This is a genomic window from Maricaulis maris (assembly GCF_003634045.1).
GTDB classification, from domain to species: Bacteria; Pseudomonadota; Alphaproteobacteria; order Caulobacterales; family Maricaulaceae; genus Maricaulis; species Maricaulis maris.
In genome coordinates, this window is record NZ_RBIM01000002.1 from 346898 (window position 1) to 371721 (window position 24824).

At 62.0% G+C, this 24824-nt stretch carries 15 protein-coding genes and 1 tRNA gene; 9 read left to right on the forward strand and 7 right to left on the reverse strand.

Annotation, left to right across the window (positions count from 1 at the left end; translation table 11 throughout):
• Nucleotides 1-58 precede the first annotated feature (58 nt).
• The 4 genes from clpX to C7435_RS04825 all read right to left on the reverse strand — a co-directional run bounded on the left by clpX (nt 59) and on the right by C7435_RS04825 (nt 4145).
• On the reverse strand, nt 59-1330 hold the full coding sequence (gene clpX, locus C7435_RS04810) for an ATP-dependent Clp protease ATP-binding subunit ClpX (protein WP_075190717.1): 1272 nt from the start codon (nt 1328-1330) through the stop codon (nt 59-61).
• Between the two features lie 162 nt (nt 1331-1492).
• Complete coding sequence (locus tag C7435_RS04815; protein WP_075190718.1) at nt 1493-2128, reverse strand: ATP-dependent Clp protease proteolytic subunit; 636 nt, start codon at nt 2126-2128, stop codon at nt 1493-1495.
• 189 nt (nt 2129-2317) lie between these two features.
• The gene (tig, locus tag C7435_RS04820) at nt 2318-3877 is read right to left on the reverse strand and encodes a trigger factor (protein WP_121210246.1); all 1560 of its coding nucleotides are present in this window, start codon (nt 3875-3877) and stop codon (nt 2318-2320) included.
• A gap of 183 nt (nt 3878-4060) precedes the next feature.
• Nucleotides 4061-4145 (reverse strand) — tRNA-Leu (locus tag C7435_RS04825).
• 154 nt (nt 4146-4299) lie between these two features.
• On the opposite strand from C7435_RS04825, the gene C7435_RS04830 reads away from it, so the two are divergent.
• Both C7435_RS04830 and C7435_RS04835 read left to right on the forward strand, forming a co-directional pair.
• Nucleotides 4300-5541, forward strand: coding sequence for a hypothetical protein (locus tag C7435_RS04830; RefSeq protein WP_121210247.1), 1242 nt, complete (start codon nt 4300-4302; stop codon nt 5539-5541).
• 32 nt (nt 5542-5573) lie between these two features.
• Complete coding sequence (locus C7435_RS04835) at nt 5574-6182, forward strand: methyltransferase domain-containing protein (protein ID WP_121210248.1); 609 nt, start codon at nt 5574-5576, stop codon at nt 6180-6182.
• Here the strand turns inward: C7435_RS04835 and C7435_RS04840 are convergent.
• The 3 genes from C7435_RS04840 to C7435_RS04850 form a co-directional block, all read right to left on the reverse strand.
• Nucleotides 6179-7627 carry an MATE family efflux transporter gene (locus tag C7435_RS04840; protein ID WP_121210249.1) on the reverse strand — a complete coding sequence of 483 codons (1449 nt, stop codon included), beginning with the start codon at nt 7625-7627 and terminating at the stop codon, nt 6179-6181. The genes C7435_RS04835 and C7435_RS04840 overlap by 4 nt on opposite strands.
• A 164-nt stretch (nt 7628-7791) precedes the next feature.
• Entirely contained in the window at nt 7792-10068 is a 2277-nt protein-coding gene (locus tag C7435_RS04845; protein WP_075190723.1) for an NADP-dependent malic enzyme, read from the reverse strand.
• A gap of 71 nt (nt 10069-10139) precedes the next feature.
• Nucleotides 10140-11672 carry an NAD(P)H-hydrate dehydratase gene (locus C7435_RS04850; RefSeq protein ID WP_121210250.1) on the reverse strand — a complete coding sequence of 511 codons (1533 nt, stop codon included), beginning with the start codon at nt 11670-11672 and terminating at the stop codon, nt 10140-10142.
• Between the two features lie 130 nt (nt 11673-11802).
• Here C7435_RS04850 and C7435_RS04855 point away from each other — a divergent pair, with 130 nt between their 5' ends.
• The 7 genes from C7435_RS04855 to C7435_RS04885 all read left to right on the forward strand — a co-directional run bounded on the left by C7435_RS04855 (nt 11803) and on the right by C7435_RS04885 (nt 24760).
• Nucleotides 11803-12141: a P-II family nitrogen regulator gene (locus C7435_RS04855; protein ID WP_075190887.1), complete on the forward strand. Its 339-nt coding sequence runs from the start codon at nt 11803-11805 to the stop codon at nt 12139-12141.
• Nucleotides 12142-12173: 32 nt separating this feature from the next.
• The gene (gene glnA / locus C7435_RS04860) at nt 12174-13577 is read left to right on the forward strand and encodes a type I glutamate--ammonia ligase (protein ID WP_075190725.1); all 1404 of its coding nucleotides are present in this window, start codon (nt 12174-12176) and stop codon (nt 13575-13577) included.
• Nucleotides 13578-13745: 168 nt separating this feature from the next.
• Nucleotides 13746-16925, forward strand: coding sequence for an autotransporter family protein (locus C7435_RS04865; protein WP_121210251.1), 3180 nt, complete (start codon nt 13746-13748; stop codon nt 16923-16925).
• Between the two features lie 163 nt (nt 16926-17088).
• The gene (parE, locus tag C7435_RS04870) at nt 17089-19107 is read left to right on the forward strand and encodes a DNA topoisomerase IV subunit B (RefSeq protein WP_121210252.1); all 2019 of its coding nucleotides are present in this window, start codon (nt 17089-17091) and stop codon (nt 19105-19107) included.
• Nucleotides 19108-19214: 107 nt separating this feature from the next.
• Nucleotides 19215-21827: a M14 family zinc carboxypeptidase gene (locus C7435_RS04875; protein WP_121210253.1), complete on the forward strand. Its 2613-nt coding sequence runs from the start codon at nt 19215-19217 to the stop codon at nt 21825-21827.
• A gap of 234 nt (nt 21828-22061) precedes the next feature.
• Nucleotides 22062-23489, forward strand: a complete 1428-nt coding sequence (locus C7435_RS04880) for an amidohydrolase (protein ID WP_121210254.1) — start codon at nt 22062-22064, stop codon at nt 23487-23489.
• Nucleotides 23489-24760, forward strand: a complete 1272-nt coding sequence (locus C7435_RS04885; RefSeq protein WP_075190730.1) for an amidohydrolase family protein — start codon at nt 23489-23491, stop codon at nt 24758-24760. The genes C7435_RS04880 and C7435_RS04885 overlap by 1 nt, the downstream gene beginning before the upstream one ends.
• The last annotated feature ends 64 nt before the right edge of the window (nt 24761-24824 follow it).

Genomic DNA, 24824 nt, shown 5'->3' on the forward strand with positions numbered 1-24824 from the left:
GAGCGCGGTCTCCGGTGTTCCAGCTTACCTCAAGAGGTGGCGACGAGACCGTGAAAGGTCAAGCACCCTCCCGCTTGTCGTCCTTGCGCTCGGCATAGATGGACAGCGGCTTGGCATTGCCCTCGACCACTTCGCCGTTGACGACGATCTCTTCCACGCCTTCCAGACTTGGAAGATCGAACATGGTTTCCAGGAGGATGCCTTCCATGATCGAACGCAGGCCACGGGCACCGGTCTTGCGGGCAATGGCCCGGTTGGCAATGCCTTTGAGGGCGTCTTCGGTGAAGGTCAGGCCTACGCCTTCCATCTCGAACAAGCGCTGATACTGCTTCACGAGCGCGTTCTTCGGCTCGGTCAGGATCTGCACCAGCGCACCGACATCAAGGTCCTCCAACGTCGCGATGACGGGCAGGCGACCCACGAATTCCGGGATCAGGCCGAAGCGCAGCAGGTCATCGGGCTCCACTTCGCGCAGGATTTCACCCGTACGACGGGCGTCCGGCTCACGCACATCAGCGCCAAAGCCAATCGAGGAACCCTGCCCGCGCTGCGAGATCACCTTGTCGAGACCGGCGAAGGCGCCGCCGACGACGAACAGGATATTGGTGGTGTCGACCTGCAGGAATTCCTGCTGCGGATGCTTGCGACCGCCCTGCGGCGGCACCGACGCGACCGTGCCTTCCATGATTTTCAGGAGCGCTTGCTGCACACCCTCACCCGACACGTCACGGGTGATGGAAGGGTTGTCAGACTTGCGCGAAATCTTGTCGATCTCATCGATATAGACAATGCCGCGCTGGGCCCGTTCGACATTATAGTCGGCAGCCTGGAGCAATTTCAGGACGATATTCTCGACATCCTCACCGACATAACCGGCTTCAGTAAGCGTCGTTGCATCGGCCATGGTGAAGGGCACATCGAGGATACGGGCCAGCGTCTGCGCGAGCAGCGTCTTGCCGCAACCGGTCGGTCCGATCAGCAGGATGTTCGATTTGGCGAGTTCAACGTCGGAGTTCTGCGAAGCGTGATTGAGGCGCTTGTAGTGATTGTGGACCGCCACGGCGAGCACGCGTTTGGCATGCGCTTGGCCGATCACATAATCATTGAGCACATTGAAGATTTCCTGCGGAGACGGGACGCCTTCCTTGGATTTCACCAGCGAGGATTTGTTCTCCTCGCGGATAATATCCATGCAGAGTTCGACGCATTCATCACAGATGAACACCGTAGGTCCGGCGATCAGTTTGCGGACCTCATGCTGACTCTTTCCGCAAAAAGAGCAGTAGAGAGTGTTCTTCGACTCGCTGTCTCCGCCCGTCGTCTTACTCATGACCGCTCCATTTCAACCCGCAGGCATCGCGATGATACCTGCTTTCGCTTTCAGCCTCGTGCAAAATCAAGGCCGAACTTTAGCGAAAGGTTTCCGTCGCTGCGCATTCGATCACATGGATGCAGTACCGATCAAGCATCATGCCTGCATCCCGGTTCGGTGCTAGCTGTCAGAACCTTCCTTCTCGTCTTCCGCGCGGCGTTCGATGACCTTGTCGATCAGGCCGAATTCCAGCCCCTCTTCCGCCGACATGAAATTGTCGCGATCGAGGGCATTTTCAATCTCTTCATATGTGCGACCGGTGTGGCTCACATAAATCTCGTTCAGGCGCCGTTTGATCTTCTGGATGTCAGCCGCGTGGCGCTCAATGTCGGACGCCTGGCCGCGGAAACCACCGGACGGCTGGTGCACCATGATGCGCGCATTGGGCGCTGCAAAGCGCATGTCCTTCTCGCCCGCCGTCAGCAGCAGAGATCCCATCGAAGCGGCCATGCCCAGGCACATCGTCGACACCGGCGAGCGGATATATTGCATTGTGTCATAGATGCCGAGACCGGCCGACACCACACCGCCCGGTGAGTTGATATACATCGAGATCTCTTTTTTCGGGTTCTCGGACTCGAGGAAGAGAAGTTGGGCAATGATCAGGCTCGCCATATGGTCCTCGATCGGACCGGTGACGAAAATGATGCGCTCCTTGAGGAGGCGCGAATAGATATCGAAAGAGCGCTCGCCACGGCTCGTCTGTTCGACGACGATCGGAACCAGATTCATCATTACATCCTGGGGATCATGCATATCGCGCTCCTTGGGGTGACGGCACCGGGATCGGGCCGATTCTCATCAGACGGGATAATGGGACTATCGCGGGCGTCGAAGTTGTAGGCAAGGCGCACGCTGCAGCGACATCTGCCAAATCGTGCCGAAACGAAAAGCGCCGACGCTTGGATAGCGCCGGCGCTGTGTCATTGCGAAACGCTGTCAGGATCAAGCGTCTTTCTTGGCAGCCGCCTTCTTGGCCGGGGCCTTCTTCTTGGCAGCCGGCTTCTTGGCCGCAGCCTCGTCCTTGTCAGCGGTTTTCTTGGCCGGCGCCTTCTTCTTGGCGGCCGGCTTGTCGTCATCAGCCTTGGCAGCGGTCTTCTTGGCCGGTGCTTTCTTGGCCGGAGCCTTCTTTGCGGCGGCCTTCTTGGCCGGCTTGGCAGGCGCTTCGTCCTCGTCCGCGTAGAGCGCTTCCTTGGAGACCGTGGTTTCGGTCACTTCGGCAAGCTCGAGGATATAATCGACGACTTTTTCCTCATAGATCGGCGCGCGCATCTGGGCGACGGCGTTCGGGTTCTTCTGGTAGAACTCGACGACTTGGCGCTCCTGGCCCGGATACTTCACCGCTTCCTGGTTGATGGCGCGGGACAGTTCTTCCTGGGTCACATCGATATTGTTGCGGCGGCCGATCTCGGCCAGCACCAGACCCAGGCGCACGCGGCGCTCGGCGATCTCGCGGTATTCCGACTTGAGTTCGTCTTCCGACTTGTTCTTGTCTTCTTCCTCGAGATGATCGTGCTCGATGGCGTGCGCCACTTCACGCCAGATATTCTCGAACTCGGCTTCCACCATTTTCGGCGGCAGGTCGAATTTGTGCTCGGCATCCAGCTTGTCGAGCAGGTCACGCTTGACCTTCATGCGCGATTGCTGGGCGTGCTCGCCGGCGAAACGCTTTTTCAGCGCATCCTTCAGGCTGTCGAGGTTTTCCAGGCCGAGACGTTTGGCCAACTCGTCATCGACCTTGGCCTCCTGCGGGGCCTCGAGGCCCTTCACGGTGACGTCAAAAGTGGCAGCCTTGCCGGCCAGCTGAGCGGCTTGATAGTCGTCCGGGAAGGTCACATTGAGCACGCGCTCTTCGCCGACCTTGGCGCCAAGCAGCTGCTCTTCAAAGCCAGGAATGAAGGCGCCATCGCCAATGGCAACGCGCGCGTCCTCGGCGGAACCGCCCTCGAAGACTTCACCATCCAGCTTGCCGACAAAGTCGACCACGACGACATCGCCGTCTTCGGCCTTGGCGTTCTTGCCGCCCTTCTTGGCCGCGAACTCACGGCTTTCACCGGCCAGACGCTCGAGCGCCTCGTTGACTTCAGCGTCCTCGACTTCAGCAACCGGACGGGTCACCGACAGCTTGGACGGATCAGCCGGCTCGAAATCAGGCATGATTTCCAGGGCGATCTCGAAGACGAAGTCAGCCTTGCCGCCGAGCACATCCTTGGCTTCGCTGGTCACCGAGATGTCCGGCTGCGAGGCCGGACGGAGCTTCTTCTCGTCGAGCGTTTTCTGGGTGGTTTCCGGAACCAGCTCGTTGAGCAGGTCACCCATGATGCTTTCGCCGAACATCTTGCGGATGTGGCTGGTCGGCACCTTGCCCGGGCGGAAGCCCTTCAGACGGACTTCAGGACGGATCTCTTCGATCTTCGCAGCCAGGCGAGCTTGCAGATCGTCGGCCGGGATGACGATCTCATAGGTGCGGCTCAAGCCTTCGGTAGCTTTCTCGATGACGTTCATGGGTTAGCCTTGATGTTCAGGTAAACGGGCGGCGCGAACCGCGTGCAAAATCGAGCGCGCGTTATGTCACGCGGATTCGGCGCGTGCAACGCTGTGCAGCGGTTGGGCCGCATCACCGCACACTGTTCGTGCTGATTGCGACCGCCAAGGCGGCCTGCCACCCGAAGCCCGCAGGGCGATGGATGGTGCGGATGGAGGGACTCGAACCCCCACGCCTCGCGGCACCAGAACCTAAATCTGGCGCGTCTACCAGTTCCGCCACATCCGCAGGTCGGGCCGGCGTTATGGCGCGGCTTGTCGCGGCAGGCAAGAGCCGTCCTGCGCCGTCACACGTCGATGGCTGCTGCCGGAACCTGCAGGGTCAATGTGGCCTTAAGCATTGTCGGTACATCATCCCTCAAACGACTGTGCGACGGGCCTTCATGACTGCCGATCTCAAGACCTTCATACGCCGGGCCATGGCCCGGGGCGAGCGCATTGATGTCGGGCAATTCCGCTTGCTCAACCTCAATGCCGTCCGCGAACAGGCCGGCGAGAACTGGCCCAGCGTCAAGAAGAAGGCGCTCGTCGCCGGAACGCAGTTTCTCGCCAAACGCCTCGACGAAGATGACGCCGTCATTCCGTGCGAGGAAGGCTTTCTCGTCCTGTTTGCCAGCGCACCGGACAATCCCGCGGACATGCTTGCGGCCCTCTCCGAGGCGCTGATGCGCTTCTTCCTAGGATCACCCGATACGGCCGACCTGTCGATCGAGACGGAAGCCAGTCGCGTCGATGCCAGCGATATCACGCAACTCGCTGCAACGCGCGTGGCAACAGCGCCGGACATGGATGCCGACGCCCGGCGATCCCGCACCCAGCCACCGATGGAACCGGAAGCCCGCCTGCCCCGCAGCTGCCCTGTGACCGAGTGCGAGGAAGACAGCGTCATTGCGCAATACCGACCGCTCTGGGATGCCCAAAAACAATTGCTGGCGGCCAATGCCTGTCTCGCCAAGGTCGTTATCGGCGGACGGGCCCTGGAAGGGCGTCGCGCCATCGCGACCCGGATGAGCCGGGTCAGCCAGATGGATCTCGACAGCTGCGCGATCGACGCCGCGACCGCAATGCTCCTGGCCCTTGCCCGCAAACAAAAGCGGATGACGCTGCGGGTTGCCATACACGCCAGCTGTTGGGCCAATGACACGCACCGCGCGACGCTCCTTGATACCATCAACGGATTACCGGCGCCGCTTCGCAAGTCGCTGCTGGTTCGCATCGACGGGTTGAGCGATCAGCCGGCCAAGCAGGCCGCCGCGCTGGCCGAGCTAGGCAAACACGGTGTGGGTTTGATGGCCGAGATACCGTTCGGTGAGACAGAGCTGGGCGCGTTCGCCCAAAGCGGCGTCAGCCTGTTCTCTTGCGCCTCGCCGCCGCCGATGAATGCGAACTCGGAAGGTCTGATGGACCACGACGCACGTGCCCTGAACCAGATGGTGAAGGCGGCGGCAGCACTGAAGGCCGCCACCTATCTGCACGATGTCCGCGACCTGCATGTCCTCAAGGCCGCAATGGCCAGCGGCGTTCGCTTTTTCTCCGGTCAGACCGTGGTCGCAGATCGCGCCGCACCTGCGCCGGGCCAAGCCCTGTCGATGATTGATCTCTATCGCATGCACAAGGCAGCCTAGACCCGGCACGAGGCGCATCAGATACTGTCGCCATGACGCCTGATGAAGATCGCAGCCCAATCGATTGGGAGACCCGGTTTCGCGACAATGACACACCGTGGGAACGCGCCACTGTGCACCCCGCCTTTGCCGCGTGGGAAGCAAGCGGTGCCTTCATCGCCGATGAGCGGGTCGTGGTGCCGGGCTGTGGCCGGTCGCCGGAGGTCCTCGCCTTTGCCAAAGCCGGCCTGACAGCAGCAGGGATTGATCTCTCACCGACCGCGATCGACTGGCAGACGGACCAGTTTGCCACGGCGAAACAGAGCGCCCGGCTGATCGCTGGCGATGTCCTCGCCTGGACACCACCGGAGCCGGTCGACCTTGTCTATGACCAGACATTCCTGTGTGCCATCCATCCGCGCCTGCGAAGCGACTATGAGACAACGCTCCTGCGTTGGCTCAAGCCCGGCGGCCGGATGCTTGCGTTGTTCATGCAGAAGGATGAGCGCGGCGGTCCACCTTATGGCTGCCCGCTGGATGTGATGCGGGACCTGTTTTCCGATATGCGTTGGCGATGGCCCGAGCCGGAGACGATCTCCACTTGGCCGCATCCACAGCTGAACGGCAAACCCGAACTCAGCGCCGTTCTGGTCAAGCGCTAGGGCGTATCCTGCGCCGCGACCGGGTCGGTGACCGGCTCGGCCGCGGGCGGAGCGCTGCGCTTGCGCTGCCGCCCGTGCTTGGCCGTCATCGGCGCCCTGGTGAGAACGAACAGCGCCGTTGCCAGACCGGCCACGATGTTGGCAAAGGCCACGCCCCAGATAACGCCGACCGGCGCATCCAACCAGTACGCCCCGATGATGACGGCGGGAATCATCATGCCAAGTGCGCGCGATGCCGTGATCACCATGCCATGCGCCGGTCGGCCAAGGCCGTTGAAACCAGCGGATGCCGCGATGGTGATGCCATAGCCGGCGATCGTCAGCGGCACGATGCGCCAATAGGCGATGGCGGTGGATTGCCCGGCCTCACTGGGGAGGAAGGCGGCTGCCAGCCAGGGCGCGGTTACCCACAGGATCGCAGCGATGCCAAGGCTCCACCCGATGCAGAAGATAAAACTCGACCGGAAGGCCTCGCGGACCCGGTCGAGGCGGTCAGCACCACCATTCTGTCCGGTCACGGCGCCAATGCAGGCCGACAGCGCAAACAGCGGTACGATGGCAAAGGCTTCGATACGGCCGGCCACCCCCAGGCCACCAACCGCAGAATCCCCGAAACGAGCCATGGCGAGACCCGACATTGCGATCGTCATCGCCAACGGATTGAACACATTCGACAAGCAGGCGGGCAGGCCAACCCGGGCAATGTCCAGCCAGTGATGCCAGACCTCGCCAAACCCTTCCAGTTTGACATCGATCAGCTTTTCCTTAACCGCCAGATACCAGGCGACCATTGCGAACGTCACCGCATTGGCGGCAACCGTTGCCAGCGCTGCACCGGACACGCCCCAGCCGAGGCCGGGAATGATGCCGAACACGTCATCAAGGATGAAAATCGGGTCGAGAATCAGGTTCACGAAAGCGGCCGCAATCATCATCAGGCTGGGGATAACGGCATTGCCGAGTGCGCGGAGTATGTTGCTGGCGACCATGGGACCGACGATCAACACGATGCCGGCGAACCACACCGACATGTAATCGACGACATGCGGCAACATGGTCTCACTGGCGCCGAGTTGCCGGAAGATTGGCTCGACGAAGATCACGCCGAGCATCGAGACCGAGCCGACCGATATCAACGCCAGGGTCATGGCATCGGTCGCGATCCGGGCGATGGTCGACGTGCCGTCCTTGCGACCGGCGGCGCGCGACACGGCCGAGACCGCACCCGCGCCCAATCCGATCGCCACACTCATCACCAGCATGGTGACCGGGAAACTCATCTGGACGGCGGCCTGTTCGGCGGTGCCGAGCGTGCCGACCCAATATGTGTCGACAATCCCGACCAGCATCATCGCCAGGATGCCGAAACTCATCGGCATGATCATGCGGAGGATATGGCCGAAGACCGGCCCTTCCGTCATGTCATGTGCTGCCCGTCCCGCCATTCGCATCCCCTCTTCACTCGAACACGAGCATAGATAGGCATGGCGGTGCCTGTCTGCATCGCAACGCCGTCAATTCGCCGTGAGATCACTGCGATTGGTTACTGCTTCCGGCCTCGGCCGAAACGCTTGACGAGTACTCCGGCGCACCGGCCGCGATCACGATCTCAAAGCGCCGGCTGATTGAGGTCATAAGCGGCAATGCCCGCCAGATTGACGATATCCGTCACATTGGCGCCAAGGCGTGCGATCTGAACCGGTTTTTCCAACCCAACCAGCATCGGACCGATCACGGTCGCGCCGCCGGCCGCCTTGAGCAGGCGCACGGCAATCGAGGCGGAATGAATGGCCGGCATGATCAGCACATTGGCCGGCTGGGTCAGGCGCGAGAACGGGTAAAGCTTGTGATGGTCCGGGTCGAGGGCGACATCGGCCGCCAGCTCGCCCTCATACTCGAAATCAGCCCCCTGGGCGTCGAGAATTTCGACCGCCTGCTGGATCTTGGTCGTCCGTTCGCCCGGCGGGTTGCCGAAACTGGAATAGGACAGGAAGGCTAGGTGCGGCGTCATCCCGAAACGACGGGCAGCGTTGGCCGTGACGACAGCGATTTCAGCCAGCGCCTCGGCGTCCGGAAACTCGGTGACCGAAGTGTCACCGATGACCAGGCTGCGACCGCGGGTGACAGCGATTGTTACGCCGACAGGCCGACTGCCCGCGATCGGTTCCAGCACCAGCTCGACGTCATTCATGACCACGTTAGAGTGGCGCGTGACGCCTGTGACCATGCCATCGGCATGCCCCATTTTCAACATGCAGGCGGAGAAGACATTCCGGTCATTATTGACCCGCCGCTGAACGTCACGACGCAGATAGCCCTTCCGTTGAAGGCGCTCGTAGAGATAGTCGGAATAGTCGGCATTATACTCGGACAGTCGCGCATTGCAGACTTCGAGCGTCCCCGCCGGAATCCCCAACTCTTTCATGTTGGCCGCAACCACGTCCTCCCGCGCCACCAGGATCGCCTTGCCCAGACCTTGGGTCTGGAAAGCGTGCGCAGCACGGATCACGGCTGGCTCTTCGCCTTCAGCAAAAACAATGCGCTTTTGTTGGGCGCGGATTGAGGCGGTGATGCGCTGCTGGACGGCCGCCGTGGGGTCGAGGCGCCGGGCCAGGACCTGTTTGTAGGCCTCGCTGTCCTCGAGGGGGCGGCGGGCAACGCCGCTGTCGATCGCAGCCTGCGCCACGAAGGGCGGAACCCAGGAAATCAGACGCGGATCGAAGGGCGTCGGGATGATATAGTCCGGCCCGTATTGCAGACGTTCGACCTTGTAGGCTTGCGCCACCTCGTCGGGCACATCTTCACGGGCCAGGGCGGCAAGCGCCTGGGCCGCCGCAATCTTCATCTCTTCATTGATGGTGCGGGCACGGACATCGAGGGCGCCGCGGAAAATATAGGGAAACCCGAGGACATTATTGACCTGGTTGGGATAATCGGACCGCCCGGTCGCCATGATGACATCGTCACGGACCGCCTTGACCTCTTCCGGCGTGATTTCCGGGGTCGGATTGGCCATCGCGAAAATGATCGGATTGGGTGCCAGCGACGCCACAATCTCCTTGGTGAACACACCCGCTGCCGACAGGCCCAACAGCACATCAGCGCCCTTGGCAGCGTCGGCGAGCGTGCGCTTGTCGGTCTTGATCGCGTGCTTGTTCAGCCGCTCATGCCCGCCCGGACGGCCTTCGTAAACGACGCCATCGATATCAACGACAATCGTGTTTTGCGACTTCACGCCCATCGACTCGATCAGTTCGAGCACGGTCAGGCCGGCGGCTCCGGCACCGCACAGGACGACTTTCAGCTCGTCCATCTTGCGACCGGTCAGATCGCAGGCATTGATCAGACCCGCCGCAGCGATGATCGCAGTGCCGTGCTGATCATCGTGGAAGACCGGGATGTTGAGCTCTTCGCGCAGTCTCGTTTCGATCTCGAAACATTCCGGCGACTTGATATCTTCCAGATTGATCCCGCCGAACGTGTCACCAAAGCCGCGCACACACTCAATAAACTTGTCCGGATCGGTATAATCGACTTCGATATCGACCGCATCAATATCGGCAAAGCGTTTGAACAGGACCGCCTTGCCTTCCATCACCGGCTTCGACGCGGCCGGCCCGAGATTGCCCAGGCCCAGAATGGCCGTTCCGTTCGACACCACAGCGACCATATTGCCCTTGGAGGTATAGTCGTAGACCGTGTCCGGATCTTCGGCGATCGCCCGTACCGGCGCGGCCACCCCCGGGCTGTAAGCGAGCGCAAGATCGCGCTGTGTCGCCATCGGTTTGGTCGAGGTCACGGCAAGCTTGCCGGGCGTCGGTTTCATGTGAAAGGCGAGCGCATCCGCATCGAGTTGATTGTCGGCGCGATAGGTAGTGTCAGACATGATTTACCCCGGGGGAAGGTCGTCGCCAGACCCTGCACCGCTCCGCGACAAGTGCCAAGCCCCGCAAACGCTTAGCTTCCATGCGACAGCAGATGGCTGTGAACCGCCTCGCGCTGGCGACGGCGGCGAAGCGCCTGCAGCACGACAGGAAGTTCCTCCGGCAGGTCCTCCGCAATCAGTCCGGCACCGAGGCGCCGCCCGGCAGCGCCGTGCAGCCACGCCGCCCCCGCGGCAGCGTCATGTGGCGACAAGCCGGATGCGAGACCCGAAGCAATCATGCCCGCGAGGACATCCCCGCTGCCGGCCGTGGCGAGCCACGCACTGGCATGCCGGTTGATAAACGGCACCCGGCCCGGCGACGCAATCACGGTGGCGGGTCCCTTGAGCAGGACGGTGCATCCCGCCAGTCCCGCCGCACCGACGGCACGGTCAAACTTGCTGCCACGTCGCAATCGGTGCGCGAAAAGGCGGTCGAACTCGCCTTGGTGCGGGGTCAGGACGCAGGCCGGGTGAAGCGCGTCGAACAGGATATCGGGGGTGTCTGCGAAACTGGTGAGCGCATCGGCATCAAGCACCAACGGCAATCCGGTTGAGAGCGCCGAAAGCACGCTTTCCCGGCTCCCGTCTCCGACTCCCATGGCTGGTCCGAGAACCGCCGATTGCGCTCGCAGATCCGCCAATACGCGCGCAGTGTCGGCCGCACCGTCCCAGCGCGTAAGCATCGCCGCCGTCAGATGACCCGCATTGACGAGGTGCGCGGAGGGTGGCGAGCATACCGTGACCAGACCGGACCCGGCCCGCAACGCAGCCCGGGCTGCCAGTCGTGCCGCTCCGGTCGCGCTCGCCCCGCCGGAAAACACAGCCACGCGGCCACGCTGGTGTTTGTGGTCACCACCGCCTGTTGAGCGGGCCGCCGGCCAGTCCGGTGCGACAACTTCCTGCGCGATGGGTGCCACCAACTGCTGCCAACCATCGGGAATTCCGATGTCGGCACACACGACCTCGCCGCAAAGCCCGGCGAAGGGTTCGATGAGATGCGCCAGCTTGCGGGCATGGAATGTGACCGTCAGATCGGCGGTCAGAACGGACCCTTCCGACATGTGTGCATCACCGGCGACGCCGCTAGGCAGATCGACCGCAATGACGGGCACTGCCCTCCCCCGTTGCGGGGTTCGCGCTCGCTGCAATTGCTCAATCCAGCGCGCGGCATCGCCCGAGATCGCCCGCGACAGGCCGGCACCAAACAGGGCGTCGACCACCAGGCCCGTCTTGTCGATATCGACACCGTGAGCCCGCTCGACCGCCTCACCCCAAACGCCAAATGCCCAAGCTGCATCATCGGTCAGACTGGCAGGTTCTGCGAACAAGACGACCCGGACCGGCCAACCCGATTCTCTCAAAGACGCTGCCGCGATCAAACCATCGCCGCCATTATTGCCTGGACCGGCCAGCACCAAGACCGGACGAGGCGCCCAACGTGTGCGAATCGCGGTCGCAACGGCCTCCCCCGCCTTGCGCATAAGGCTTTGGGACATCACACCGTTTTCAACCGCATACCGGTCGCACGCGGCGCAGTCAGCGGCAGCAAGGATATCAGTCGTCATCGACGCACCATTGTGAGGCAGCCCTGCCCGATTGTGTGGCATATACTCGACCCGCTGCGAACGAGTCCCGTTTCTGTCTTGTCACCCCGACGCCCGCGGCTAGCGTCACTGCGAGATCATGGAGTCCGTGATGAAAAAAATTGAAGCCATCATAAAACCCTTCAAGCTCGATGACGTGAAGGAGGCCCTGCAGGAGATCGGTGTGCAAGGCCTGACTGTCATAGAGGCCAAGGGGTTTGGTCGGCAAAAAGGGCATACCGAACTCTATCGCGGCGCCGAATACGTCGTCGACTTCCTGCCCAAGATCAAGATCGAACTCGTGCTGCCTGCGGACCGTGTGGAAGCGGCTGTCGAAGCCATCCAGAATGCGGCCCAGACCGGACGCATCGGCGACGGCAAGATCTTCGTAAGCCCGATCGAAAGTGTCATTCGCATCCGCACCGGCGAGACCGGCCGGGATGCCCTCTAATCCAATTCGACCAGTAATCCGGAGCCTGGCCCATGTCAGACGCAATTCTCAAAAAGCTCAAAGACGAAGACATCAAATATGTCGATCTGCGCTTCACCGACCCGCGCGGCAAGCTGCAGCACGTCACGTTCGACCGCTCGGAGGTCAATGAGGACTTCTTCGAAGACGGCATCATGTTTGACGGCTCTTCGATCGCCGGCTGGAAGGCCATCAACGAGTCCGACATGGTTCTCAAGCCGGACGCCAGCTATTGCGAAGTCGACCCCTTCTATCAGCAACCAACCGCGGTCATCATCGCCGACATTCTGGAGCCCGGAACCGGCGAAGCCTATAATCGCGACCCGCGCACAACAGCCAAGAAGGCCGAGGCCTTCCTGAAAGCGTCCGGCGTCGGCGACACCGCCTATTTCGGTCCCGAAGCCGAATTCTTCGTGTTCGACGATGTCCGCTACTCCACGAGTCAGCAGGACACCGGCTACAAGCTCGACAGCGAAGAAATGCCGCACAACACCGGTTCGAAGTTCGAAGGCGGCAATATGGGGCACCGCCCGGGTCCTAAGGGCGGCTATTTCCCGGTCAATCCGATCGATAGCGGTCAGGACATGCGCACCGAGATGCTGACCGTGCTCGAAGAACTCGGCCTGCATCCGGAAAAGCATCACCATGAAGTGGCACCGGCCCAGCACGAGCTCGGCATGAAGTTTTCGTCGCTGACAACCATGGCCGACCGCATGCAGCTGTATAAATACACCGTGCACATGGTCGCCCACGCCTATGGCAAGACCGCGACCTTCATGCCCAAGCCGGTCTGGAACGACAATGGCACGGGCATGCACGTCCACCAGTCGATCTGGAAAGACGGCAAACCGATGTTCGCCGGCGACCGCTATGCCGATCTGTCGGAGACCTGCCTGCACTATATCGGTGGCGTCATCAAACACGCCCGTGCGATCAACGCCTTCGCCAACGCATCGACCAATTCCTACAAGCGCCTGGTGCCGGGCTTTGAGGCGCCGGTCCTGCTGGCCTACTCGGCCCGCAACCGGTCGGCATCAATCCGCATCCCCTGGGTCGGCTCGCCGAACGCCAAGCGTCTGGAAACCCGTTTCCCGGACCCGGCCGGCAATCCCTACCTGACCTTCGCCGCCCTCCTGATGGCCGGCCTCGACGGGATCGAGAACCGCATTGATCCGGGCGATCCGATGGACAAGGACCTCTACGACCTGCCGCCGGAAGAACTCAAGGACATCCCGACGGTTTGCCGGTCACTGCGCGAAGCCTTGGAATCGCTGGACGCCGACCGCGGCTTCCTCAAGAAGGGCGGCGTCATGGATGACGACCAGATCGACGCCTATATCGACCTCAAGATGGAAGAGGTGCTGCGCTACGAGATGCACCCGCATCCGGTCGAGTTCGACATGTATTACTCCTGCTAATTCAAGGAGTTTCGACCGAGTTGTGATCAAAGACGGCGACCGGGCATCTGCCCGGTCGCTTTCTTTTGTGGCCAGCGCACCTGACACGGTCGACGAGCGCGCAGGCTTTCGCTACAAATCGTATCTCATTCGACCCAATCGTTTTGGGAAGTCCTGTCAGGAGTTCGTATGCGTCGCCGTTTTTTGTTCGCCAGCGCCCTTGTATCGCTGACCGTTACAGCTCCTGCCGCTTTCGCAGACCGCGAGATTACCGATGAAGTGACGACACCGGTTGCGACATCAACCGCGGGCGATGGCGGTGTCGCCGACAACATCGTGATCAGTGCCAGCGGTCGCGTCACCGTTTCACCTGGTTCCACCGCAGTCACGATGGATAGTGACCACTCGATCACCAATAATGGGTCTATCCTGATCGACGGCGACGGCGATGACGGTGTCGGCGTCCATATTGTTGGCGGCTCAACAGGCGATCTTGTCCACAACGGCACGATCCAGGTCGTGCCCGAAACACGTGCGACGGACACTGACGATCCGATTGACGGCCGCGTCGATGGCCCAAATGCCTATGGCTCCAACCGGGTTGCCATTCTCGTCGACGGGGCTGCGGTTTTCACCGGCGATATCATCACAGCCAGCAGCAGCGGCATCACTGTCATCGGCAATGACAGTGCCGGCCTGCGCATTCTCACGGGAATCGACGGCAATCTTGACCTCAACGGCCTGATCCGTCTGACCGGCGACAATGGCCATGCGGTTGATGTCAGCGGCGATGTCTCGGGCAATGTGCTCGTTGACGGGACGGTGAGCGCGACTGGCGTCGGCAGTCACGGCCTCGCCTTGATGGGTGACGTCGGTGGCGCCGTCCGCATCGGCGCGAGCATTTCAACCACCTCCTATCGGTTCTTGGGACACCCAAGCGACGAGTTAACCCCCCTCCTTGACGAATATGACACGGGGCTGAGCGGGTCCGCATTGGTGCTGAACGGCTCTGTTGCAGGTGGCGTTTACATCGCCGGTCCGAGTGAAACCTTTCCGAACGAAGTTGCAGGAACGATCTCCGTTCGCACGTCGGCCCCGGCCGCCCATATTTTCGCCGACGCTAGCTCCGGCGACATTGTGCTCGGCGAAATCGTTCTTGAAGCCGTTGAGGATGATCCCGACACCCCTGATGTCGACGAGAGCATTCCCGCCCAAAGTCTCGGCTACGCATTCGTCAATCGCGGCACGATCAACGCCCAGGGCGATCTTGACGGCGTGGATGCTTACGGCATGCGCGTCGAGGGGCTCGACGGCAATACGGTTACCTTCGAAGGCGGAATTGAGAACGCCGACCGGCTGAACCTCACCGCATACGAAGCAACCGGGACGGGCGTCTTCCTCGGCAATGGCGCGATTGTTCCAACATTTGCCAACTCAGGCACCTTCCTTGTCGGCGTTAACGGCGTCGGCGGGGTTGCCCGCGGCGTCTACATTGATACCGGGGCTTCGGTTCCGAGCTTCATCAACACCGGCACACTGAGCGTCAACGCCGTTTCCGGCGGCAGTGCCTACGCGCTGTTGGATCAATCCGGAACTTTGACCTCGGTCGAGAACACCGGCCTTATCCGCACGACCTACACCGCCCCCCCTGAAGGAACCGACCCGGTCCCGTATGAAACAGTGGCCATCGACCTGAGCGCGGGTTCACTCGGTGCCGTCGTGCGCCAATACCTGCACGCTGAGGCCGAAGAGGATGCCGTCGTCAGCATCCTGGGTGATATTCGTCTCGGTTCGGGTGCCGATGAGCTGCGCGTGGAAACCGGTACGGTCACGGGCGATATCAGCTTCGGCGACGGCGCTGACCAGCTGATCCTGTCCGGCGATTCGGTTGTCGCCGGTGCCGTCACCGACAGTGATGGTGCGCTCGCGATAGAAATCGACGACGCAGAGCTGCAACTCACCGCCGACACGAACCTGTCGTTTACGACAGCCCGCTTCGGGGATGGTTCGGTGCTGCGGTTCCAGATCGACGATGCGACCAGCACTGCCGCCAGCATTCATGGCAGCGGCACGGTGACCTTCGAATCCGGATCGCGTGTTTCCGCGACCTTGTCGAACCTGATCGGCGACGGGGCGACTTTCGTGGTTCTGACCGCAGATAACCTCGTGATCGAGGAAACACTGGCGTCGCTGCAGGATACGGATGCACCATGGCTGTATGAATCCAGCCTGCAATTCGATCCGACAGACGACAATGCCCTTATCCTGACATTGCGCCGCCGAACCGCTGAAGAGCTGGGAATGAATGCCAACCAGGGCGCCGCCTACTCGGCCGCACTTGAAGGCTGGCAGTCCAATGCAGAGCTCGGCCAGGCCATTGCCTCGCTGATGACGCAGGACGAGTTTTTCTCGGCCTATGACCAGCTTCTGCCGGAGTATTCCGCCAGTGCCATCCAGTTTGCCCTGGCCGCCAATGACAGTGCCGTCGGTGCCTTGGCCAACAGACTTGAGGCCGTCCGCCGCAGCCCGGAAGAAAGCGGCGGCCTTTGGGTCCAGGAATTCGGCTATTTCGCGGACCGGGCCGGCAGCGCATTCGGTCCGGGTTATCGCGGTCACGGAATCGGTATCGCCGCCGGTTTCGACCGTCCGTTCGGTCCTTTCTACGCGGTTGGCGTCAATGTCGTCGGCGCCGCCAGCGAAGTCTCCGAGGTTGACGGCGTCGATGACCCGATGAGCGCGATGACGGCACAGATCGGCACCTATGCCGGCGCGCGCATGGACATGTTCGATGTCGATCTCTACGCATCGGTCGGATACGACAGTTTTGAACATAATCGCCGGGTTTTGATCGGCGCCTTCGACGCGTCACCCAGTGCCGACTGGACCGGCTGGCACACATCGGCCTCTGCCCGCATTGCACGGGACATCGCGGTCACTGAACGTTGGTATGTTCGCCCGGCCTTCTCGGTCGACTATCTTCGCCTCAGCGAAAGCTCCTATGTCGAAACAGGCGGCGGTGTCGGCGTTGACCTGTCAGTCGGTGACCGGGAAACAACCAGTTTTTCAGGTACTGGCCTGTTGACGCTCGGCGCCCGCTTCTCAAGCACCAACAGCTGGTGGTCGCCAACCGTTCGGGTCGGCTTCCGCAACGAGTTCGCCGACTCCGACTCCGAAACCACGGCGAGCTTTGCCGATTTCGACGATACCTTCACCCTGCGCTCGCAATCGATGCCGGGCACCGGTGCCATTTTCGGCTTCGGTATCGCCGCCGGATCCGGGTATTCGACCTTCTCCTTCGACTATGACGCCGATGTCCGTGAGGACTTCATTCGCCATACAGCACGTCTGGTCATGCGCATGGTCTTCTGACCCCGGGCGTCGCGTCGCAATTGAAAAGCCCGGCTGTCATCAGCCGGGCTTTTTTGTGGAACACCCTGAAACCCCGCCTCGATGACTGCATACACTGGCTGCCCGCCCGCGATCCGCTGCGTAGAATTTCCCGTCTGACGCCCGACTCGTGCAAAGTGAAATCATGCCGAACCAAAGCTCCGATTCCGACCTGTTTTCCGGCGCCCCCGCGCCGACCCCGTCCAAAGCACCGGCGCCCGGCTATTCCGCGGCGCATATCGAGGTGCTTGAAGGCCTGGAAGCCGTCCGGCGGCGGCCCGGCATGTATATCGGCGGCACGGATGAGCGCGCCTATCACCACCTGTTCGCGGAAATTCTCGACAACTCGATGGACGAGGCCGTCGCCGGCTGGGCCGACCGCATCGAGGTCGCGGTCGATGAAGACGGCCATATCACCGTCACCGACAATGGCCGCGGCATCCCGGTCGACCCGCACCCGAAATATCCCGACAAATCAGCCCTCGAAGTCGTGCTGACCGTGCTGCACGCCGGCGGCAAGTTTTCCGACAGCGCCTACAAGACATCCGGCGGCCTGCACGGCGTCGGCATTTCCGTCGTGAACGCCCTCTCCGAAGTGCTTGAAGTCGAGGTTGCGCGCGAGAAAACCCTGTGGACCCAGTCCTATTCGCGTGGCCTTCCACTGGGACCGTTGGTCAAGGTGGGACCGGCACCGAACCGGCGCGGAACAAAGCTGCGCTTCCTGCCAGATACCCAGATTTTCGGCGACAAGATGTCGGTCAAACCGGCCCGTATCTACGCCATGGCCAGGTCAAAGGCGTTCCTGCGCCGCGGCGTCAAGATTCAGTGGCGTTGCGCGCCAAGCCTGGTCGAAGGCACCGACATACCGGCCGATGACATCCTCTGCTTCCCGGGCGGCTTGGCGGACCGCATGGCCGAGATGGCCGCCAAGCGCGCCCTCGTCACCGCAGAAGGCTTTACCGGGCGCGTGGAACGCGAAGACGGTGGTGGTGGCGTTGAATGGGCGGTCACCTGGTCGGCCAATGGCTATGGCGGCGATGCCGACGGCTTTTGCCAGTCCTACTGCAACACGGTCCCGACACCACAAGGCGGCACGCATGAGCAAGGCCTGCGGGGTGCGCTCTCCAAGGGTTTGCGCGCCTATGCCGAGCACACACATGCCAAGAAAGCGGCCCAGATCACCGCCGAAGATGTGATGGGTGGCGCCGGCGCTCTGGTCTCGGTTTTCATCGGCGATCCGGAATTCCAGGGGCAGACCAAGGAACGCCTGGCCACGCCGGAAGCCACCAAGCTGGTGGAAACGGCCGTCCGCGACCAGTTTGATCACTGGCTCGCCGCCTCGCCCAAGGAGGCTGCCAAACTGGTCGAATTTGCGATCGAGCGCGCCGATGACCGGATGCGCCGACGCAAGGAAAAAAACGTCAAACGCCAGACCGCTTCGCGGCGCCTGCGCCTGCCTGGCAAGCTGGCAGATTGCTCCCGGGCTGACGCAGACGGGACCGAGCTTTTTCTGGTCGAGGGCGATTCCGCCGGCGGCTCGGCCAAACAGGCACGCTCGCGCCAGACCCAGGCCATCCTTCCGCTGCGCGGCAAAATCCTGAATGTCGCCTCGGCGACGGCCGACAAGATCTCCGCCAACCAGGAAATCAGCGATCTGCTTCTGGCGCTTGGTTGTCAGACCGGCAGCCGGTTCAAGCTCGAAGACCTGCGCTATGAGCGGGTCGTGATCATGACCGACGCCGATGTCGATGGCGCTCATATCGCCGCCCTGTTGATCACCTTCTTCTACCGGTCGATGCCGGAACTGATCCATTCAGGGCGGCTCTTCCTGGCGCAGCCCCCACTCTACCGCCTGACGCAAGGCACCCACACGCTCTATGCCCGTGATGACGCCCATCGCGAACAATTGATCCGCGACGAGTTCAAACCCAACGGCAAGATAGATATCGGCCGCTTCAAGGGTCTTGGTGAGATGACGCCATCGCAGCTCAAACAGACCACCATGGATCCAGCGGTTCGCACCCTGGCTCGCGTGGTGATTGATGAAGACAACCTGCCGACGCTTGAAGCCCTCGTTGAAACCCTGATGGGCAAGAAGCCGGAAGCGCGTTTCAAGTTCATCCAGGACAATGCCAGCTTTGTAACGGAAGAGTTGGACCTCTAGCCGAACAGGTCATGGTCGCATGACAACACTGAGCGGCCAGTGGACAAGTGCGACCGGCGCGCTAGCCTCTCGGTCAACAAGTTGGCCAGAATCACGAGGGGACGCTCATGACGCATCGACGCGCAATCCGGCAGGTATTGGCGGGAGGCTGCATCGCTGCAGCGGCCGCCAGCGGACTTTTTGCCTCGGCACAGGCTGAACCCATCGAATTCTTCCAGGTAGACGGCGTCAGCTATGATGCAGATGTTCCGGCTCCGGAAGACGTCATTGGTTGGGGTGTTGGCGAACGACCGGTGCGGCATGAGCAAATGGTTGCCTATCTGACGGAAGTCGCGAACGGCTCCGACCGGATTTCCGTCGAGACCATCGGCTATACCCATGAACGCCGCCCCATTCTCTTTTTCGTCGTCACCTCACCGGACAACCACGCCCGTATCGACGAAATCCGCGCCAATCACCTGGCCTCGCTCGAACCGGGCGCACCGACGAGCGACGGCCCCGCCATCCTGTGGTTGAACTACGGCGTGCACGGGGCCGAATCCGCCGGCATGGATGCGTCGATCCCGACACTTTATCACCTCGCCGCCGCGCAGGGTCCCGAGATCGAGGCAACCCTGGACAACAGCGTCGTCCTGATCACGGCCATCTTCAATCCGGATGGCCATTCGCGCCGGGTCAATCATGTCGAGACCTTCGGCGGCGAAGTGCGGACCACCGATCCCGCGCATGAACAGCACAATCTGTGGACCACCGCGCGCACCAACCACTATTGGTTCGACCTCAACCGGCAATGGCTGTTGCAGACGCAACCGGAATCCCGCGCCTGGCTGGAGCAATGGCATGCCTGGAAGCCCCAAGTCTCGGCCGACTTCCACGAGATGGGCACTGAAAGCACCTTCTATTTCCACCCGGGTGAGCCGCGCCGTCGCAATCCGCTGATCCCGGAACAGGCCCGCGAACTGACGCTCGGAATCGCCCAGCATCACATCGGCTTTCTCGACAGCGAGGCCCGCCTCTATACATCCGAGGAAGGGTTCGACAATTTCTATGTCGGAAAGGGATCGACCTACCCGCAGGTCAATGGCTCGCTCGGCATCCTGTTCGAGATCGGCGCCGCACGGGGCGGCCTGATCGAGGCGGAACGCGGACTGGTCAGCCATGGTGACAATGTGCGCACCCATTTCCGCACCTCCTTGACGACGATTGAGGGCGGTTTGGCGGCCCATGACGAAATCGCGGCCTATCAACGCGAATTCTTCGCCAATTCGATGGAAGCCGCAGGACGCGACCGGGATCGCGGTTTCATCTTCACCGCGGAGGGCGATCCGGCCCGGGCCAACATGTTTGTCGATTTGCTCAACCGGCACGATATCCGCGTCAATCGCCTGGCTCGGGATGTGCGCAGCAATGGCCGAACCTGGCGCGCCGACGAAAGCTATGTGATCTCGCTGAACCAGCCGCAATACACGATGATCCGATCGCTCTTCGACCGCGTCACCGAGTTCGAGGAAAACATCTTCTACGATGTGTCAGGCTGGACGCTGCCCCTCGCCTATGACCTCGACTACGCGCCGCTGGGTCGCGACTGGTCAGACGATATTGTTGGCACCGAGGCCAGTGCGGCCGAGCTGGCGCAACCTGCGCCGCCGCGCTCGAATTATGGCTATGTCCTGCGCTGGTCCGACTATTATGCTCCGCGAGGCCTCTACCGCCTGCTGGACGCTGACATCCGGGTCCGCGTTGCCACCGAGTCCGCCACTATCGCAACCCATCTCGGCGCTACCGAATTCGGCCCCGGAGCGGTCTTCGTGCCACTGGTCGGTCAGGACACGGATCGCGACACCATCCACGAACTGGTCGCCTCGATCGCCCGGGAAGACGGCGTCGCCGTCCATGCCGTGACCTCGGGATCAACCGCCGGTGGGTCGCCCGACCTTGGCGATGGCAACGGATTTCGGGCCGTACGGCGTCCCGAAGTCCTGGTCCTGTTTGATGACGGGCTCACCAGCTATGATGTTGGCGAAGTCTGGCACCAGCTTGACCATCGGATGCACATCCCGGTCACCTTGCGGCGCAAGAATGATCTCGGCGGGCTGGACTGGTCCCGCTATACGCATCTGGTGATCGTCGGCGGCGGCAATACCGACTTGTCAGCCCGGTCCGCGGACCGGGTCGGTCAGTGGATCCGCGAGGATGGCGGCGTGTTGATTACCATGCGACAGGCCTCCCGCATGGCACAGTCGGTCTTCTTCGACATGGAAGCCGAGGAAGACGACGAAGACGCCTCCGACAACAGGACTCCGGACCGGCGCAATTATTCCGAACTGGGTGTCGATGACGCCGAGCATGTCATCGGCGGTGCCATATTCCAGACCGATCTCGACCCGTCCAACCCGATCGGATTCGGATATTCGGACCGCGTGTTGCCAGTCCATCGCAACACGACGTTCACGCTGCAGCGACCGGACGACAACCCGTTTGCGGTGGTCGCCCAATATGCCGACGAGCCGCTTCTGTCGGGCTATGCCTCCCCGCGTCGGCGTGACGAGATCGCCGGCACACCTGCCATCATTGCCCAGCGCCTGGGGCGCGGGACCGTGGTGATGTTTGCCGACAATCCGACCTTCCGGGCCACTTTCCGCGGCACCGAACGGGCCTTCATGAATGCCATTTTCTTCGGCACCCTGATCGACCGACCCTACGGCGACTACGAAGACTGAAAACAAGCAGGCGCCTGCCCGCGGGCAGGCGCCTGCTATCTAAAACTGTATTGATACCGGAAATTACCAAAAGAAATTGGAGTGTTCCGCAACCGCGCGCGGACCATCTCCCTGAAAATCCACAAATCTTTGCTTAATCGGTATGATCGGGGTTTGACGACGGCATGCTGAAGGCGTTCAATCCCGACATCTCGCCCGGCCCTGTCAGCCTGGGCGCAATGTGGGGAATAGCGAATGACACTCAAGGCATGGATGCCAGCGCTTGCGGCCACCGCCGTGATCGGCCTGGCAGCGTGCAGTGCCGGAAGCGGATCGAATGATTCGGGTACTGACGCGTCGGAAACGGACATTGTCCGGCACAGCCTCGATCCTTATCCGTCGACCTATGCACCGCGGCCCAGCGGCGTCACCCTGATCCAGGGTGCGACGGTGCTGGATGGGATCGGTGGCGAAATCGAAAACGGCGATGTACTGATCGAGAATGGTCGCATCGCCGCGGTCGGAACCGGTCTGGAAGCCCCCGAGGGCGCGACGGTGATCGATGCCACCGGGCGCTATGTCACGCCCGGCGTGATCGACATCCACTCCCATCTCGGCGCCTACCCCTCGCCGAGTGTCGGTGCCCACAGCGATGGCAATGAGGCGACCCAGCCCGTGACGTCCGAAGTGTGGGTCGAACACAGTGTCTGGCCGCAAGACCCCGGTTTTGAGGCCGCCCTGGCGGGCGGCGTGACCACGCTGCATGTCTTGCCCGGCTCGGCCAACCTGTTTGGCGGACGCGGTGTCACACTGCGCAATGTTTCCGGTCGCACTGTCCAAGAGATGAAATTCCCCGACGCGCCCTACACGCTGAAAATGGCGTGCGGCGAGAACCCGTCCCGCGTCTATGGCAATCGCGGCCAGTCGCCAGCGACGGACATGGGCAATATGGCCGGCTACCGGGCGGCCTGGATCCGCGCCGCAGACTATCGCGACAGCTGGCACGAATACTGGGAAGCGGCCGAGAATGGCGAGGATGGCGACGCGCCCACCCGCGATCTCGAACTGGAAACCCTGATGGGTGTGCTCGACGGCGAAATCCTGATCCAGATGCATTGCTACCGCGCCGACCAGATGGCGCAAATCATGGATTTGTCTCAGGAGTTTGGCTATCAGGTCACCACTTTCCACCACGCGGTGGAAGCTTATAAAATTCCGGACCTCCTCGCCGAGAACGGCACCTGTGCCGCTGTGTGGGCTGACTGGGGCGGCTTCAAGATGGAAGCCTATGACGCGGTGCGCGAAAACCTCGCCATGACCCACGCCAACGGCGCCTGTGCGATGATCCATTCGGACAGCGATATGGGTATCCAACGCCTCAACCAGGAAGTCGCAAAGGCACTCGGCGATGGCCGTCGGGCCGGTCTCGACATCAGCGATGGCGAGGCTTGGGCTTGGCTGTCCTCGAACCCGGCCCACGCGCTTGGTATTGCCGATCAGACCGGCAGCCTTCAGCCGGGTCTGCGGGCCGATGTCGTGCTGTGGTCCGGCAATCCCTACTCCACCTATACACGGGCCGACCAGGTCTGGATCGACGGCGCGATGAGCTTTGATCGTCGTGACGAAAGCCAGCAGCCGGTTCGTGACTTCATGCTCGGCCAGCCCGGCGAGGGAGAAGACTGATGAAAACCCTGATTCCCGCACTCGCCCTGGCACTCGCCAGCGCCGCTCCCGGCTTGGCACAGAGCTATGCCGTCACCAATGGCCGCGTTGTCACCAATACCGACCAGGGCATCATCGCCAATGGCACGGTTCTGATCCGTGACGGCAATATCGTTGCGGTCGGAACAGACGTGACCATTCCCGCCGACACCGATGTGATCGACGCCAATGGCGGCTGGATCACGCCGGGCCTGTTTGCACCGGTCACCCAGATCGGCCTGATCGAAGTCGCGCTGGAAGGCTCCACGACCGATGCCGGCGCCAATGACTCGCCCTATTCGGTTGCGCTTGATGTCAGCGATGGTTTCAACCCGGCCGGCACCCACATCGCAGCCACCCGCGTTCGCGGGGTGACCCGGGCAGCGATCTATCCCTCGACCGGCCACAATATCTTTGCCGGGCACGGCGCCTTGGTCGAAACGAGCGGCGCCGCCGATTCGATCTTCAACAGCGGCAGCTTCGTCTACGCCGATCTCAGCCAGTCCGGCGCATCGACAGCGGGTGGGTCGCGCCCCGCAGCCTGGGCCTATCTGGAAGCCGCCTTCAATGATGCCCGCGGCTATCCCGGTCGTTTCTCGGCCGACCATGAAGGCGACGCCCTCAACCGTTATGACGCACAGGCCTTGCTGCCGGTCGTTCGTGGCCGGGTGCCGCTGGTGCTGAATATCGACCGCGCCGCTGACCTGCGCCGGGCCATCCGCTTCCAGGCGGACAATGCCCCGGTCCAGATCATCATTGATGGTGGCGCCGAGGCCTGGCTGGTCGCCGATGAATTGGCAGCAGCCGGCATTCCGGTCCTGCTCGACCCGCTGCGTAATCTCCCGGCCTCCTTCGACGAGATCGCCGCGACCCTGAGCGGTGCCCAACGCCTGCACGATGCCGGTGTTGTCGTGGCCTACACGACGCAGACTTCGGACGGGTATTACAATGCCCGCCTGATCACCCAGCATGCCGGCAATGCCGTTGCCAATGGCGTTGCCTGGGACCAGGCCTTCCGCTCCATCACCCTCACCCCGGCCGAAATCTATGGAATGGGGGACCGTTATGGTGCTCTGGCCACGGGTTATGCCGGTGACGTTGTTGTGTGGGACGGTGACCCGCTAGAAGTGATGAGTTCGCCGCTAGCGGTATTGATTGACGGCGAGGCGACCGCGATGGATTCGCGGCAATCGCGCCTGCGGGACCGTTACATCAATATCACGGACGAGACGCCATTCGCCTATCGGCGATAGGGGATCAGCCTTGTTGCGTTGACTTGCAGCGGGGCCTCCTTATTTTGCGCTCACCAAGCGGCCG